General features: G+C 33.1%; 15 protein-coding genes. 9 read left to right on the top strand and 6 right to left on the bottom strand.

Translation table 11 applies throughout. From position 1 onward, the window contains the following. The first annotated feature begins 8 nt into the window (after positions 1-8). The 4 genes from ACODSB_RS13045 (at position 9) to ACODSB_RS13030 (ending at position 1,649) form a co-directional block, all read left to right on the top strand. Positions 9-599 (top strand): TetR/AcrR family transcriptional regulator, encoded by a 591-nt coding sequence (locus ACODSB_RS13045; protein ID WP_488937366.1) that lies wholly within the window; start codon positions 9-11, stop codon positions 597-599. A gap of 68 nt (positions 600-667) precedes the next feature. Further along, positions 668-1,126 (top strand): hypothetical protein, encoded by a 459-nt coding sequence (locus ACODSB_RS13040; protein WP_488937365.1) that lies wholly within the window; start codon positions 668-670, stop codon positions 1,124-1,126. Positions 1,127-1,128: 2 nt separating this feature from the next. Next, a complete protein-coding gene (locus ACODSB_RS13035) occupies positions 1,129-1,440 on the top strand; it encodes a DUF3817 domain-containing protein (protein ID WP_488937364.1) in 312 nt (103 codons plus the stop codon). Positions 1,441-1,442: 2 nt separating this feature from the next. Next, the gene (locus ACODSB_RS13030; protein WP_488937363.1) at positions 1,443-1,649 is read left to right on the top strand and encodes a hypothetical protein; all 207 of its coding nucleotides are present in this window, start codon (positions 1,443-1,445) and stop codon (positions 1,647-1,649) included. 223 nt (positions 1,650-1,872) lie between these two features. Here the strand turns inward: ACODSB_RS13030 and lpxD are convergent, their stop codons facing one another. From lpxD to prfB, 3 genes are all read right to left on the bottom strand, one after another. After that, the gene (gene lpxD, locus ACODSB_RS13025; protein ID WP_053473592.1) at positions 1,873-2,871 is read right to left on the bottom strand and encodes a UDP-3-O-(3-hydroxymyristoyl)glucosamine N-acyltransferase; all 999 of its coding nucleotides are present in this window, start codon (positions 2,869-2,871) and stop codon (positions 1,873-1,875) included. 329 nt (positions 2,872-3,200) lie between these two features. Beyond that, on the bottom strand, positions 3,201-3,647 hold the full coding sequence (gene msrB / locus ACODSB_RS13020; protein ID WP_488937362.1) for a peptide-methionine (R)-S-oxide reductase MsrB: 447 nt from the start codon (positions 3,645-3,647) through the stop codon (positions 3,201-3,203). A gap of 87 nt (positions 3,648-3,734) precedes the next feature. Continuing rightward, positions 3,735-4,833 (bottom strand): peptide chain release factor 2 gene (gene prfB, locus ACODSB_RS13015; protein ID WP_108422250.1). Its coding sequence is split into 2 segments (ribosomal slippage): positions 3,735-4,769 and positions 4,771-4,833, totalling 1,098 coding nucleotides; the frame shifts between segments, so codons are not numbered across the junction. Positions 4,834-5,177: 344 nt separating this feature from the next. On the opposite strand from prfB, the gene ACODSB_RS13010 reads away from it, so the two are divergent. Continuing rightward, entirely contained in the window at positions 5,178-6,197 is a 1,020-nt protein-coding gene (locus ACODSB_RS13010) for a threonine aldolase family protein (protein WP_291153145.1), read from the top strand. Between the two features lie 155 nt (positions 6,198-6,352). On the opposite strand, the gene ACODSB_RS13005 is transcribed toward ACODSB_RS13010, so the two are convergent. Then, positions 6,353-6,673: a YbaB/EbfC family nucleoid-associated protein gene (locus tag ACODSB_RS13005; protein WP_053473588.1), complete on the bottom strand. Its 321-nt coding sequence runs from the start codon at positions 6,671-6,673 to the stop codon at positions 6,353-6,355. 69 nt (positions 6,674-6,742) lie between these two features. Between ACODSB_RS13005 and ACODSB_RS13000 the strand changes: the two genes are divergently transcribed. The 4 genes from ACODSB_RS13000 (at position 6,743) to ACODSB_RS12985 (ending at position 12,497) form a co-directional block, all read left to right on the top strand. Next, the gene (locus tag ACODSB_RS13000) at positions 6,743-8,878 is read left to right on the top strand and encodes a S9 family peptidase (RefSeq protein WP_488937361.1); all 2,136 of its coding nucleotides are present in this window, start codon (positions 6,743-6,745) and stop codon (positions 8,876-8,878) included. Between the two features lie 70 nt (positions 8,879-8,948). Next, a complete protein-coding gene (gene capA, locus ACODSB_RS12995) occupies positions 8,949-9,989 on the top strand; it encodes a cysteate synthase (RefSeq protein ID WP_053473587.1) in 1,041 nt (346 codons plus the stop codon). Positions 9,990-10,376: 387 nt separating this feature from the next. Continuing rightward, positions 10,377-11,282 (top strand): LamG domain-containing protein, encoded by a 906-nt coding sequence (locus tag ACODSB_RS12990; protein ID WP_488937360.1) that lies wholly within the window; start codon positions 10,377-10,379, stop codon positions 11,280-11,282. A 321-nt stretch (positions 11,283-11,603) separates the two neighbouring features. Continuing rightward, positions 11,604-12,497 carry a LamG domain-containing protein gene (locus ACODSB_RS12985; RefSeq protein WP_488937359.1) on the top strand — a complete coding sequence of 298 codons (894 nt, stop codon included), beginning with the start codon at positions 11,604-11,606 and terminating at the stop codon, positions 12,495-12,497. Positions 12,498-12,789: 292 nt separating this feature from the next. Here ACODSB_RS12985 and ACODSB_RS12980 read toward each other — a convergent pair whose 3' ends face one another. Together ACODSB_RS12980 and ACODSB_RS12975 are read right to left on the bottom strand one after the other, a co-directional pair. After that, positions 12,790-13,503 carry a YebC/PmpR family DNA-binding transcriptional regulator gene (locus tag ACODSB_RS12980; RefSeq protein WP_256634147.1) on the bottom strand — a complete coding sequence of 238 codons (714 nt, stop codon included), beginning with the start codon at positions 13,501-13,503 and terminating at the stop codon, positions 12,790-12,792. A 178-nt stretch (positions 13,504-13,681) separates the two neighbouring features. Further along, on the bottom strand, positions 13,682-15,712 hold the full coding sequence (locus ACODSB_RS12975) for a S41 family peptidase (protein ID WP_488937358.1): 2,031 nt from the start codon (positions 15,710-15,712) through the stop codon (positions 13,682-13,684). Between the last annotated feature and the right edge of the window lie 72 nt (positions 15,713-15,784).

Raw genomic sequence — 15,784 nt, 5'->3', positions numbered from 1 at the left:
ATTTTTTTATGTCTAAAGCTGCAAATACCCGACTTACGATTCTCCATAAAGCATTTGAATTAATCTATACCAAAGGTTATCAAACCACAAGTATTGATGAAATTATTGCAACAACTCAAGTTACAAAAGGCGCTTTTTATTACCATTTTAAAACTAAAGATGAAATGGGAATTGCGATTATAGAAGAAATTCTAAAACCGACTATGCAGGAAAATTTTATAAAACCAACTGAAGCTTCTCAAAATCCAGTTGAGGATTTTTATAATATGATTTCGTATTTATTACTCGAAGATCCTTTTTTGCAGGTGAAATATGGCTGTCCGGTTGGAAATCTTACACAGGAAATGACACCGTGGAATAATAGGTTTAGTGAAGCTTTGGCCGAATTGGTCGATTTATGGAAAAAGAAAATTATAAATTCAATAGAAAAAGGGAAAGAATCGGGTTTGATTCGCAAAGATGTAGTGGGTGAACAAGTCGCTTTTTTTATCCTTTCCGGTTATTGGGGAATACGAAATTTTGGAAAACTTCAAAATGATAATTCGTCTTATCTTGTTTATTTAAAGGAGCTTAAAAGCTATTTGAATGGTTTGAAATAAAAATATATTTAAAAACATACTACTTAGTATGTTTTTAAATATATTTGCATTGTCTTAATCAAAAAACAATGTATCAATCTCTTTTAGTATGCCATTCTTTTATAAGATGGCTCGTATTGGTAAGCTTGTTATATTCTATTTATACAGCTTACAAAGGTTATTCTCGAAAACTTCCTTTCAATAAGAAAGATAACCTCATCCGACATTGGACGGCTACAATTGCTCATATTCAGCTTATATTCGGAATATTGGTATATGTGCAAAGCCCGATTGTGAAATATTTCTGGAAAAACTTTAAAGAAGCGGTTCAAAATCTGGATGCTTCTTTCTTCGGAATTATTCACATTGCTTTAATGTTAATAGCAATAGTTTTTATTACAATTGGTTCGGCTTTAGCCAAAAGAAAACTTGCTGATGATCAAAAATTCAGAACGATGCTTTTATGGTTTTCTGTCGCCTTACTAATTATTTTTATTGCCATTCCGTGGCCATTTTCACCTCTTGCAAACCGCCCTTATTTTAGATGATTATGAAAAATTTACTGCTTACAAATACCGGAAGACTACGAATTATTGGGTTTCTGGAAGGAACTTCACTTTTGATTTTGCTTTTTATAGCTATGCCAATGAAATATATTTTTGAAATGCCATTTTTAACGAGACCAGTTGGAACAGTTCATGGTGCTTTATTTCTGCTTTTTGTTTTTAATACATTAAGCGTAGGAGTAGAGCAGAACTGGAAATTTAAAGACACAACATGGAAAGTACTTTTGGCCTGCGTGATTCCGTTTGGAACTTTTTACATTGATTCTAAAATTCTAAGTAAAATTCAAAACCATTAGTTATGATTTTTGTATTCAAAACAAATGTTGATAATATTTCGAAAGTGGAGAAGGTTACACCAAAACTGAATCAGTTATTTCCAAATTGTAAGTGGAATTTTGATCTCGAAGACTGCGATAATATTCTAAGATTTGAATGTAAAGATGATATTATCGAAAAGGTAATTTTTTTAATGAAAGTGATTGGCTTTGAATGTGAAGCTTTATAAAAACAAAAAACATCCGTTGCAGCGGATGTTTTTTTATATAAACGATTGCGTGTAATTAATTTAAACACATAGAAACATAGGTTTTGTTTCTGTAAAAGGCATTTCATTTGCATTAACAAACATAGTCTATGTGTAAATGATGTGTCATTTATTTTAATCTTTAACAAACGGAAACGATATAAATCTATGTTTCTATGTGTTTAAAAATATTTAGAATTGCAGATTATTTTTTAGGAGCGCAAACCATTCGTTTTAGCATTGCCCATTGTTTTAAAGCATCACGAGCTTCAACAGCCGGATAACCTAACATTGTTTTTCCTGCAGGAACGTCTCCGGTAACACCAGATCCGGCACCAATTACAGCTCCATCTCCAATAGTGGTATGGTCTTTTATAGAAGCGCTTCCGCCAATAATAACACCATTTCCTAAAGTTACAGAACCTGCTAAACCACTGTTTCCAGCCATAATACAGAATCGGCCTAATTTACTGTTATGTCCAATTTGAACTAAATTATCAATTTTACAGCCGTCTCCAAGAATTGTTGAACTGAATTTTCCACGATCCACGCAAGAATTGGCTCCAATTTCAACACCGTTCCCGATGATTACATTTCCAATTTGCGGTATTTTCACCAAGCCTTTTTCAGAACAAGGACGAAATCCAAAACCATCAGCACCAATTGTAGCATTTGGGTGAATAATACAATCGCTCCCAATATGACAACGCTCACGAACAACTGTTCCAGACCAAATAATAGTGTTTTTTCCAATAGTACATTCATCCAGAATAGTAACATTTGGGTAAATTACCGCATTGGCACCAATTTCAACTTTTGGTCCAATATAACAGCCAGCACCAATTTTAGCACCTTCGCCAATAATTGCTGTTTCGTCTATAGTAGCTGTTTTATGGATGTTATTATGAAAAATTGGAGTAGGCGGAGCAAAAAGGGCAAGAATTTGCGACATGGCTAAATCTGCATTTTTCACTTTAATAAAAGCGCGATTTTCTCCAGGTTCAATAGAAATGTCTTCGTTTACGACAGCAATTGAAGCATTTGAGGTCGACCAGTACTTTTCATATTTTTTATTTCCTATAAAAGAAATTTCTGAAGTTGTAGCTTTTTCTAATTGCTCTGTTGCGGTAACGCTCTGTGAAGTAGTGCCGTAAATTACACCATTAATTACTTCATTAATTTCTTGAATTGAATAGGATCTCATTGACAAATTTTATTCGACTTAGGGTTAATTTTCGTCAAATAAAATAAAATAGATTTTAATTACCTAATAAAATTTTTATGTTTCTTAATAATTATTTAAAATAGAAGTCTAAATATTACAAAATTAACATTTTAACTATTAATTTTTTGCAAGTTTTTTAATGTCGGGGTTTGTCGCTGTTCAATTTTTGGGTGAATAATCTTAGTTTTTTTCAATAAAAAATAAATTATTTAATTGGTAAGTAGCAGCCTACATTTCTTTTGTTAATTGTTTCTCTTTGTGGGTATTAAAAAAAAGCGATTCACTTTAAAAGGAATCGCTTTTTTAATTTATTCTTTAATTTTCGAGAGTGAAACTGCGTTAATGCAATATCGTAAACCGCTTGGTTCTGGTCCGTCTGGAAAAACGTGTCCTAAATGCGCATCGCACACATTACAGACAACTTCAACACGAATCATTCCGTATGATTTATCAGCATGATAACCAATCGCATTTTCTTTAATTGGCTGTGTAAAAGATGGCCAGCCCGTTCCTGACTCAAATTTTTCGCTTGCATCAAAAAGAACCGTTCCGCAGCATTTACACTCGTAAATTCCAGGATCAAATAAACTACATAATTCAGAGCTGAAAGATCTTTCAGTTCCTTTTAAACGCGTTACCTGATATTCTTCCGGAGTTAAAAGTTGTTTCCATTCTTCTTCCGTTTTCTCGACTCTTTTTTCCGAAGCCGGATTTCCTTTATTTGTAAAATGAATTACATCTGCCCATTTTATCATAACTAATTTTTTAAGTTTTCAGTCGCAGTATTCAGTCACAGTATTCAGTCGCAATAAACTGAAAACTGTGACTGAATACTATAAACTCTATTCTTCCTCCTTCTGTCCCATCATCATTAAAAATGCTTTTAGGAAAGGGTCGATATTACCATTCATTACGCCGTCGACATCGCTGGTTTCATAACCTGTACGAACGTCTTTTACTAATTTATAAGGCTGCATTACATAATTACGAATCTGCGAACCCCATTCGATTTTCATTTTTCCGGCTTCAATATCAGCACGCTGCGCTTGTTGTTTCTTTAACTCAATTTCATATAATTGAGAACGAAGCATTTGCATGGCACGCTGTCTGTTATCTTGCTGAGATCTTGTTTCAGAACATTGAATCTGGATTCCGGTTGGTTTGTGAACTAATTGAACTTTCGTTTCAACCTTATTCACATTTTGTCCTCCGGCACCACTTGATCGTGATGTTGTAATTTCGATATCGGCAGGATTAATGTCAATTTCGATACTATCATCAACAAGCGGATAAACATAAACAGATACAAACGAAGTATGACGTTTGGCATTACTATCAAAAGGAGAGATTCTAACCAAACGGTGAACACCATTTTCTCCTTTTAAATATCCAAAAGAATAATCCCCTTCGAATTCTAAAGTTACCGTTTTTATTCCGGCAACCTCACCTTCCTGAAAGTTAAGTTCTTTTATTTTATAGCCATAACTTTCGCCCCACATCATGTACATACGCATCAGCATTCCTGCCCAGTCGCAGCTTTCAGTTCCGCCGGCACCGGCAGTAATCTGCACAACAGCACTTAAACTGTCGCCCTCGTCAGAAAGCATGTTTTTGAATTCGATGTTTTCTATATGACTTTGCGTAGTATCATATTGTTCGTCTAATTCATCTGCAGAAAGTTCCCCTTCTTTATAAAAATCATAAGCAAGCTGCAGTTCATCTGTAAGCGTTACAGCTTTGTCATAATCCTCAATCCATTTTTTCTTGTTTCGAAGATTTTTTACGATGTTTTCTGCTTCTTTGGCATTATTCCAAAAATCAGGCGCAAAAGTTTTTTCTTCTTCGTTTGCAATTTCGATTAGCTTGGCATCAACGTCAAAGATACCTCCTCAACGCACCAAGGCGCTCCACAATACCTTTTACTTGTTCGGCTGTTGTCATAAATTAATAAGTAGTTTTATTTGTTTTTTGCAGATATTACGTTAGTTTATTCAAAAAACTAATGCGTAATTTCGTTATACAAAAATAAGATTTAGTTTTTAGAATACAGCATTAAATTATGATACAAAATAAGATAAACTCTAAAAGGCCTTTTAAGGAGATAGAATTGTTTTTGAAAACGAGAGATCAATTTTTGAAATTATTAATGCTAGTTTTATATGTTTTTTATAAATATTACGTTAATTTGGTTCTAAGTAATTCACAAGTTAAAATTTATTAAAACTTGGGATTAATAACAAACAGTAATACGTAATTTTGCTGTCCAAAATAGATATAGTTTTTATATGGAAATAAATTTAATTAGCGATACCATTACCAAGCCTTCTTATGAGATGCTGCAGTATATGTTTAACGCTCAGGTTGGCGACGACGTATACAAACAAGATCCTACGGTTATCGAATTAGAGACAAGAATAGCCGAATTTTTTGGTATGGAAGCTGGACTTTTTTTTCCGTCGGGAACTATGGCGAATCAAACCGCAATTAAACTGCATACTCAACCCGGAGAACAATTAATTGCCGATAAATATGCTCACGTTTATAATTATGAAGGCGGCGGAGTTTCTTTTAACAGCGGAGTTTCCTGCTGTTTGTTAGATGGAGACCGCGGAATGATAAATGCAGCACAAGTGGCAGCCGCAATTAATGATCCCGAATTTTATCATAGTCCGTTAACGAGTTTAGTTTGTGTTGAAAACACGACGAATAAAGGCGGCGGAGCTTGTTATGAATTAGAAGATTTAAGAGAAATAAAAAAAGTATGCGATGCTAATAATTTGAAATTCCATTTAGACGGAGCGAGAATTTGGAATGCATTGGTTGCCAAAAGACAAAATCCGAAGGAATTTGGAGCTATTTTCGACACTATTTCCGTTTGTTTATCAAAAGGTTTAGGCGCACCAATTGGTTCTGTTTTATTGGGAACCAAAGCAGATATTCACCGAGCACTAAGAATCAGAAAAATATTAGGCGGCGGAATGCGTCAGGTGGGTTATTTAGCCGCAGCAGGATTATATGCATTGGCGAATAATATTGAACGTTTAGCAGAAGATCATCGCAGAGCCAAAGAAATAGGAGCAATTTTAAGCACAAAATCCTGGATTGCATCTGTAGAGCCCGTAGAAACAAATATTTTAATTTTTTCATTAGCCGAAGGTTACAGCGACCAGCTTTTGATTGAAAAATTAAAACAAAAAAATATTTTAATAAGTTCCTTAGGACACAACAAACTAAGAATCGTTACCCATTTAGATTATAAAGAAGTAATGCATACGTATGTTTTGGAGATGTTTTCAAAAATTTAGATGCTAAGTTGCTAAGATTCTAAGTTTTTACTTTACTTAAAAAATGCCCCCAAATAGTGTCTAACTTTTTGGGGGCAGTTCATTTGTGCGTCTTTTTTTTAAATTTTTGTTCCTAAAAAGCTTAGTAACTTAGAATCTTAGCAACTTAGCAACTTTTATTTAAACAAATTATCCATCCCCGGAATCATCGGCATATCCATTTTTGCGACAGCGTCAAGTTCACTTTCGTTTACACTTGTAGCTCTTTCGATAGCTTTGTTTAGTGTTACAATTAAATAATCTTCCAGTTGCTCTTTATCTTCTAAAAGAGAATCATCAACAGAGATTGATTTTATTTTTCTATTGGCAGTAATTGTAATTTTTAATAATCCGTCGGCGCTTTGTTCGTCAATTAAAACAGTATCAAGGCGTTTCTTAGTATCTTCAATTTTTTGCTGGGTTTCTTTAAGTTTACCCATCATTCCCATTAAATCCATTTTTTGTTGATTTTTAAATTATTTCATACAAAATTAGTATATTGCTGTATTAAATCAATGGAATATTTTATGAAAAAATTAATTTTGTTCTGTTGTGTTTGTACTACTTTTGCTCCTTCGTATTTAAAAACAAATGCTCAATCAATGCAAGAAAATATACAGGCTCCAAAAGCCAAGGAAGTTCCAAAAACATTAAAAAAACACAAAGAAACCCGAATCGATAATTATTTTTGGCTGAATGACAGAGAAAATCCGGAAGTTATTGATTACCTGAATAAAGAAAACGAATATTACCAGCAAATGACCTCTCATACTAAAGATTTTCAGGAATCTTTGTATGAAGAAATGAAAGGCAGAATTAAAGAAGATGATTCATCAGTTCCTTATTTCTATAACGGATATTTTTATATTACACGTTTTGAAACAGGAAAAGATTATCCAATTTTTGCCCGAAAAAAAGGAAGCCTTTCGGCAGAAGAAGAAATTCTGTTCAACTGTAACGAACTAGCTGTAGGCCACGCATATTTTAAACTAGGGGGTTTAAGTATAAGCCCTGATAATAAATTTGCCAGTTTTGGAACTGATATCGTGGGAAGAAGAATTTATACCATCCAGATCAAGAATCTTGAAACAGGAGAAATTTTATCAGATAAAATCGAAAATGCAACGGGAGCTTCTGTTTGGGCAAATGATAATAAAACCATTTTCTATACCAAACAAGACGAAGTTACTTTAAGATCTGATAAGATCTTTAGACATAAATTAAACACTGATTCTAAAAAAGATGTTTTAGTTTATGATGAAACAGATGATACTTTTAATGTTTCGGTAAGTAAGGAAAAATCAAGGAAATATATTGTAATTGGTTCATCAAGTACTTTAACGACAGAATACAGGATACTGAATTCAGATAATCCGGATGGGGAATTTGAAGTGTTTCAGCCTCGTGTTCGTGGTTTAGAATACAGCATTTCTCATTATGAAGATTCATTTTATATCTTAACAAATAAAGATAAAGCAACGAATTTCAAGCTAATGAAAACGCCTGAAAATAAAACAGGCAAAAAAAACTGGGTGGATGTAATTCCGCATAGAGAAGATGTTTTGTTAGAAGATATCGAGATCTTTAAAAACTATTTAGTTGTAGAAGAACGCTCGAATGGTTTAAATCATATTAGGATTATGCCATGGAACGACGAACCAGATTATTATCTGCCTTTTGGAAGTGAAACTTACAATGCTTTTACGACAACAAATATTGATTTTGATACCGATATTCTGCGTTACAGTTATCAATCGCTTGCTACGCCGTCATCTGTAATTGATTTTAATATGAAAACTAAAACCAAAGAAATTCTAAAAGAACAACAGGTTTTAGGCGGAAAATTTGACAAAGAAAATTATGTCGAAGAACGCGTTTGGGCAACAGCAAGAGATGGTGTAAAAGTGCCAATTTCGATGATTTATAAAAAGGGATTGAATAAAAATGGTAAAAACCCGTTATTGCTGTATGCGTACGGTTCATACGGAATTACGATGGATACTTATTTCTCTTCAACAAGACTTTCGTTATTAGATCGCGGTTTTGTTTATGCAATTGCACACATTAGAGGAGGAGAAGACTTGGGAAGACAATGGTATGAGGACGGAAAACTGTTAAAAAAGAAAAATACCTTTACAGATTTCATCGATTGCTCTAAATTTGTAATAGACGAGAAATATACGTCACCAGAACATCTTTATGCTGAAGGTGGATCTGCAGGAGGACTTTTAATGGGTGTAATCGTAAATGAAGCACCAGAGTTATATAACGGAGTTATAGCGCAGGTACCTTTTGTAGATGTTGTTACAACAATGCTGGACGACAGCATTCCGCTTACAACAGGAGAATATGACGAATGGGGAAACCCAAACAATAAAAAATATTACGATTATATGTTGTCGTATTCACCTTATGACAATGTAAAAGCACAAAAATATCCTAATATGTATGTGTCGACAGGATTGCATGATTCTCAGGTACAATATTGGGAGCCAGCGAAATGGGTGGCTAAATTAAGGGTTTTAAAGACAAATAATAATCAATTGTTTTTAGATACTAATATGGACGCGGGACATGGCGGGGCTTCAGGACGTTTTGAGGCTTTAAAAGACTTAGCAAAAGAATTTACTTTTTTATTAGATTTAGAAAAAATTAAAAGCTAATTAGAAATTTTTTGTTAAATTTGCAACCTATCAAGGTGCGTAAAAAACACCTTCGATTAACTATTTTTTTATGAAAGAAGAAATAAACGCTTATAATAATGTTTTAGAGTTAATAGGTAATACCCCGCTTATTAAACTAAATAAAATCACCGAAGAGTTAGAAGGAAATTTCTACGCAAAGGTAGAAGCTTTTAATCCAGGTCATTCCTCAAAAGATAGAATAGCGTTATATATTATTGAAGAAGCCGAAAGAAAAGGAATATTATCACCCGGCGATACCATAATTGAAACTACATCAGGGAATACAGGTTTTAGTTTAGCCATGGTAAGCATTATAAAAGGCTACAATTGTATTTTGGCCGTGAGTTCAAAATCATCCAAAGATAAAATTGACATGCTGAGAAGCTTAGGCGCAAAAGTTTATGTTTGTCCGGCTCACGTATCTGCAGATGATGAAAGATCGTACTACAATGTAGCAAAACGATTACACGAAGAAACAAAGGGTTCAGTTTATATTAATCAATATTTCAATCAATTAAATATTGATGCCCATTACAACACTACAGGTCCCGAAATCTGGGAACAAACAAAAGGACAAATCACACATCTTGTTGCTTGCAGCGGAACCGGAGGAACAATTTCCGGAACAGCAAAATTCTTAAAAGAGCAAAATCCGAATATTAGAATCTTAGGAGTAGATGCTTTTGGATCAGTATTGAAAAAATACCACGAAACAAGAGAATTCGATAATAAAGAAATTTACCCGTATCGTATAGAAGGTTTAGGTAAAAACTTAATTCCTTCGGCAACAGATTTTGATATCATCGATAAATTCATGAAGGTTACCGATGAAGAAAGTGCTCACTCTGCAAGAGAAATCACTCGTAAAGAAGGTTTATTTGTTGGATATACATCTGGAGCAGTAATGCAGGCGATTAAACAATATGCAGAAGAAGGTGAATTTACAAAAGACAGCAATATTATTGCAATCTTCCCTGATCACGGTTCACGTTATATGAGTAAAGTATTCAGTGATGACTGGATGAACGAACAAGGATTCTTTGACAGTGTTAATGAAGAAGAAACCCAAAAAATTGAATTCGTAAAATAGATTACTATTTTTCTAAAAATATTAAACTCCATTCGTTTTGCGAATGGAGTTTTTTTATGCTGACTTTTAAGTGATTAAGAAAATCTATAAAAGAGATCCATATTATTTTAAAAGCTTAAATTTTTATAAATGTTAATTATTTCATTTTGTTTGAGAAAACCGTATTTATACGTAAGATATTTTAATTGAAATTGAGGTTAATTTATAATTTTAAGAATTACTTCAATAGTATAATTAAAATTAATTTTGTCGACAAAATCATCAGTTTTGGTTATTTTAACGATTATTTAGGTAGGTTAACGAAAAAATTTTCGACGAAAAACATAATAGTATAGTTTAGCTGTGTATAAATGACACACTTTATTTATAACCCTAAATTCTGCTATTATGAAAAAATTTCTACTCTCAGTAATGTTTGTAAGTTATTTGAATGCGACTGCTCAAAATCCAATTCAGGAGTTTAATTTCAATGGGACTTTAAATAATGAATCTAACACAATTTCTTTCATGGGGTCAGATGAGTTTGTACCCGATAGATCAGGAATTGCCGGAAATGCTCAAAGACTCAACAATAAAGCGCTGGAAGCCGTGGTAGATGATCTGCCACAAGGTAATAAAGCCAGAACTGTTAGTATTTGGGTTAAATTTAATGACATAGCTTCTGCAAATTATATCTGGGGTTATGGTTCAGCTTACAATGCTCAGTATTTTGGTTTATTGCAGCAGTCGACAGTTTCTTCTAATTCAGATTTAAGTTTAGCGGGCTGGGGTGCAGCAAATGATGTAATTGTCTCAACTCCATTAGCAAAAGGAGTTTGGTATCAATATACCGTAACCTTTGACGGGACGGTTTCTAAAATTTACCGCAACGGAGAATTATTAAAATACATAAACGGTTTAAAACGCTCTACAAAAGGTACTATTTTTAGATTAGGCGAAATAAACACATCAGTTGGTATAAATGCAGATGTAGACGATTTAAAGATCTATGATGTTGCTTTGACAGATGAACAGGTTTCGGAGTCTTATAACAGCTCTAAACCTTTAATAGTAGTCGCAGAAGCTGCAGCAGCCCCTAAAACAAAAGGCGCTGTAAAATCTAAAACAGCAAAAACTACTTCAAGTAATATAATTGTGAGTAAAGATGTAAATGTGGGAGGTAAAAATATTGAAGTGTATTCGCAAGGACAAAAAGTAGTAGGAAATAATTCAATGACAATAAATGATCTTCCAGAAGGAACCTATTTATTAAAGATTTCAAATGCTCCGTCAAAAAAAATAACATCAAAATAAGGCCATCAATTAATTTTTTTAAATAGTTAGTTAGTTTTTAAATATTGTTTAGTAGCAATTAGATTTTTTGGAATTAGGAAACAGCCTTTTGGATTCAGAAGGCTTTTTTTTAGCCCTTTATAACTATAAATTTTTATATTTTGTGAGAATTCTGTATCTGCATGTAGGATTTGTTTGTTTATGCTGAATTAAAATTATAGTTTTAACAAAATTTATAAATAAAATATTTAAAAATTTGTAATTGTAGAATTTGAATAATCAAATTTGCTTTCAAATAAATCATTATAAAAAGATATCATCCAGTAAAAAATGTATATACCTATGAAAAAAATATTACTCACTTTAATGTTTGTAAGTTTTTTAAATTCTAATGCACAAAATCCCGTTCAGGAATTTAATTTCAACGGAAATTTAAGCAGCGCAGATAATACCATTTCCTTTTTAGGTACTCCAGTTTTTGTAAATGACAGAATGGGTGCCCCTAAAGGAGCTTTGCGACTTTCTAACAAAGCTTATCAGGCTGTAGTAGGTGATCTTCCACAGGGAAATAAACCTAGAACAATATCTATTTGGGTTAAATTTAATGCAATAAATGCCGTTAATCATGTTTTGGGTTACGGTACGGCGGCAAATGGACAATATTTCGGATTAACGCAGCAAGCGGCTGCCGGAGGTAATTCTGAGGCAAACCTTGCGGGATGGGGGCCAGGAAATGATGTGGTTGTTTCTGCACCGCTTTTAAAGGATATCTGGTACTTGTACAGCATTACTTATGATGGTAATAGTTCAAAAATTTATCGTAATGGCGAATTGCTAAAATCTACTGAGGGAATCGCGCGTTCAACCAAAGGTTATATTTTGAACATCGGAAAACTAAATACAGCAACAAGCATCAATGCTGATATCGACGATATTAAATTGTATACGGTTGCTATGACAGACGAGCAGGTTATGGAATCCTATAACAGTTCAAAACCGGCTAAAACAGTAGCGGCTCCGCCAGTGCCAGTTTCAAGTACAGAGAAAAAAGCTGCTCCTGCACCTGTAAAACTGCCAGCTGCGGCTGTGGCTGCTTCTGCCGAAACTACTAAAAGTGGTAAAAGTGTTGAGGTTTTTTCTCAAGGACAAAAAATAATAGGAGCTAACGCTTCGAATATTGGCGATTTGCCAGAAGGAACATATTTGATCAAGGTAACAAACACTCCAAAAAAGTAATTTTATATTTTTCTAAAAAAGAAAGCCTTCTGAATTTCAGAAGGCTTTTTATTTTTTTATTAGCTTATTACACTAAGCACTATAAATAAGATTACCAGAATAATTACGGCAAATCTTGTGTATTTTGATGTTTGCATATTTGTTTTTGTTTAAGGAATTATGATCTGATTGTGACAAATATAATAGTTTATTTTACTTTTTATAATATTTTGCTTTCTTCTGCATGAATTTTAACAAAACAAAAAAGCCCTGAAAATTCAGAGCTTTTAAAATTTTTATCAAAAGAAAAATATTATTCCTCTTTCATAGTATGATAAACGTTCATAACGTCATCATCCTCTTCAATTTTTTCGATTAGTTTTTCAACGTCAGCGATTTGAGCTTCAGTTAATTCTTTTGTGATTTGAGGAATACGCTCAAAACCAGAAGATAAAATTTCTAAACCTCTGTTTTCTAATTCTTTTTGTAAAGCACCAAAACTTCCAAAAGGAGCGTAGATCAAGATTCCGTCTTCGTCTTCAAAAACTTCCTCGGCACCAAAATCAATTAATTCAAGCTCTAATTCCTCAGCATCAAGACCAGTATTTGCAATTCTGAAGTTACAAGTATGATCAAACATAAATTCAACTGAACCCTGAGTTCCCATTGTTCCGTTACATTTGTTGAAATAACTGCGAATGTTTGCTACCGTTCTGTTGTTATTATCAGATGCAGTTTCAATCAAAATCGCAATTCCGTGAGGAGCATATCCTTCAAATAAAATTTCTTTATAGTTGGCAGTATCTTTATTGCTGGCATTTTTAATCGCGCGCTCAACATTATCTTTTGGCATGTTGGCCGCTTTTGCGTTTTGTATAACAGCTCTTAATCTAGAATTGGCGTCAGGGTTAGGACCGCCTTCTTTAACAGCCATAACGATGTCTTTACCAATTCTGGTAAATGTTTTGGCCATTGCAGACCAACGTTTCATTTTTCTTCCTTTTCTAAATTCGAACGCTCTTCCCATTTCTAATTTTTAGTTTTGTGATGCAAAAATAAAGGTTATTCCTTATTTATCCAAAATCAAAATTTTAATTTTTTTTATTTGTTTCAAGTTTCAGGTTTCACGTTTCAAGTTGGCACAACTTTACGAACATTCCGTAAAACTTGAAACTTGAAACAAAAAAAACTTGAAACAAAAAACCTTATTTCGAAAAATTGAAGTCATTGATAATATTCACCGCTTCGTTGAGGTATGGATTTGTTTTTAAATTATCCATTTGATATTGATTAATCGTTTTATCATTAGGATAAGCGCCTAATAAAAACTGATTTACAGAAGAATTATAAACATCCAGCGGGTTATTTTCGTCATTAAAAGTATTGATTTCTGTCCAAAGAGAATTTACGACTTTCTTTTGATTAAAAACCGCATCTAAAGTCATCGGAATCTCTGCTTTTGGCGTATTGATCAATTGATCTATTTTTTGATTTATCTTTTTAATATCATTAAAATAAAAATTATCAGCCAGTCTTAAAGAACTGTTTTTGGCCAATTTATCTATTAAAGTACGTTTTACATACGGTCTGAATTTTAAAAACGGTTCAATACTGTCATTTTTCATGGCAGTAGGGAAATCACTTTCTTTTTGATAAACATCTTCATAAAATTCAGGAAGAACAACATCTGGCGTAACACCAATATATTGATGGCTTTTTCCCGTAACCCTGTAAAATTTATTAATTGTAATTTTAAGGAAATCAGTATTTTTATTTTCGTCAAGCGAAAGAATCGTCTGCATTGTAGCTTTTCCAAGCGTATTGCTTCCTAACAAAAGTGCGCGATTATAATCCTGCATAATCGAAGAGAAAAATTCACTTGCAGAAGCCGTATTGCTATTCACCAAAATCACAATTGGGCCTCTGTAAATCATTCCTTTATAAGGATCATTGATAACTGATTTCTCTTTAGTATGATCAATAACAACCGAAATTGGACCATAATCAATAAACATTCCGGCTAGTTTTATGGCTTCTTCCATCGAACCGCCGCCATTATCAATCAAGTCAATGACTAAACCTTTAATATTATCTCTTTCCAGTTTGATGACTTCTCTGGCCACATCATCCGCACATCCTTTTCTACTGTTTCCATCTAAATCAGCATAAAAACTTGGAATTTTTATATAACCAATTTTACTTTCCTTACCAATTATAAAACTGAAAACCGAATTTTCTTCGTCCTTCATTACTTGTTTTTCGATAAAAACATCAAAATTTTTGCCTGAGTTTCTTTTCAGCGTAAGCGTAAGAGTTTTATTCGCTTCAGATAAAATCATGGTAGAAATAGATTCTAACGAAGAACAGGAAACCTGAAGTGTCTCTTTATGATTGGAAACCGAAATAATCTGATCACCTTTTTTAATCTGACCTGTTTGATACGCCGGACCATTTGGATCTATTTCGTGAACAATAATCTCATTTTTTTCATTAAGATTCACCGTCATTCCCAATGATAAATGCTCTTTTGATAACGAAGCCACAAAACTAGATTTAGAATCGTCGCTAAAATAAGCTGTATGCGGATCAAAATAAGTACAGAAGAAATTATAAAGATTCTCGTCTTGTTTCGTTTTAGTTTCTAAAAGCGTGCTGATACGGCAAATTTCATTCGACACAATCAGATTTCTGGATTTAGCTTCAATAGAAGCAAAATTTGCTTTTATAGAATCCAGATTATCACTCGTTTCAGCTATATCATCCAGAATTTGATAACGCAGTTTTTTGCGCCATACCTTCTCTAAATCTTCTTTTTTTAAATAGAAAGGAAATGACTTTTTGTAGAATCGAATGGTATCTTTCTTGGTATAATCAAATGCAGTTGCCTGAATTTTTTCAAGAACCTCTTTAGTTCTGATCAATCCATTAATATATTTGGCGGTAATATCAGTTAAAAAAGTACAATCGTTGCTTAAAATTAAATCGTCCAGATTTAAACGATATTCTGCTGCCAGTTGATCGTATTCGCTCTTAAAAAAGATGTTACGCGAAGGATCTAATTCATTTATAAGATTATCAAAAACAAAAACAGATAAACTGTCATCGACTGGTTTTGGACGCAAATGTTCTGTTTGAATAACAGCATTTATTTTGTTCAGTATTTCGCATGTCTCGGCGCTATTTTGACTAAATAGGAAAGAAGTAAACAGTAAAAATAACGGCAAAATTTTGTTCATAGGTGAAATCTCAACATTCTATATTAAAGTTACGGTAATTTTTCGAAAACGGTTTACATTTTTTCTAAAAAA

Source organism: Flavobacterium sp. FG68, assembly GCF_057808895.1.
Note: the sequence above shows the minus strand (reverse complement) of the source record. Positions and strands in the feature narration are given on the sequence as shown.

Bases quoted from the DNA above. Each gene is read 5' to 3' on its own strand.
- ACODSB_RS13035 (WP_488937364.1), top strand. From the start codon at position 1,129: ATGAAAAATTTACTGCTTACAAATACCGGAAGACTACGAATTATTGGG.
- ACODSB_RS12990 (WP_488937360.1), top strand. From the start codon at position 10,377: ATGAAAAAATTTCTACTCTCAGTAATGTTTGTAAGTTATTTGAATGCG.
- lpxD (WP_053473592.1), bottom strand. From the start codon at position 2,871: ATGAGATCCTATTCAATTCAAGAAATTAATGAAGTAATTAATGGTGTA.
- ACODSB_RS13045 (WP_488937366.1), top strand. From the start codon at position 9: ATGTCTAAAGCTGCAAATACCCGACTTACGATTCTCCATAAAGCATTT.
- msrB (WP_488937362.1), bottom strand. From the start codon at position 3,647: ATGATAAAATGGGCAGATGTAATTCATTTTACAAATAAAGGAAATCCG.
- capA (WP_053473587.1), top strand. From the start codon at position 8,949: ATGAAAGAAGAAATAAACGCTTATAATAATGTTTTAGAGTTAATAGGT.
- ACODSB_RS12980 (WP_256634147.1), bottom strand. From the start codon at position 13,503: ATGGGAAGAGCGTTCGAATTTAGAAAAGGAAGAAAAATGAAACGTTGG.
- ACODSB_RS13010 (WP_291153145.1), top strand. From the start codon at position 5,178: ATGGAAATAAATTTAATTAGCGATACCATTACCAAGCCTTCTTATGAG.
- ACODSB_RS13040 (WP_488937365.1), top strand. From the start codon at position 668: ATGTATCAATCTCTTTTAGTATGCCATTCTTTTATAAGATGGCTCGTA.
- ACODSB_RS13005 (WP_053473588.1), bottom strand. From the start codon at position 6,673: ATGGATTTAATGGGAATGATGGGTAAACTTAAAGAAACCCAGCAAAAA.
- ACODSB_RS13030 (WP_488937363.1), top strand. From the start codon at position 1,443: ATGATTTTTGTATTCAAAACAAATGTTGATAATATTTCGAAAGTGGAG.
- ACODSB_RS13000 (WP_488937361.1), top strand. From the start codon at position 6,743: ATGAAAAAATTAATTTTGTTCTGTTGTGTTTGTACTACTTTTGCTCCT.
- ACODSB_RS12975 (WP_488937358.1), bottom strand. From the start codon at position 15,712: ATGAACAAAATTTTGCCGTTATTTTTACTGTTTACTTCTTTCCTATTT.
- ACODSB_RS12985 (WP_488937359.1), top strand. From the start codon at position 11,604: ATGAAAAAAATATTACTCACTTTAATGTTTGTAAGTTTTTTAAATTCT.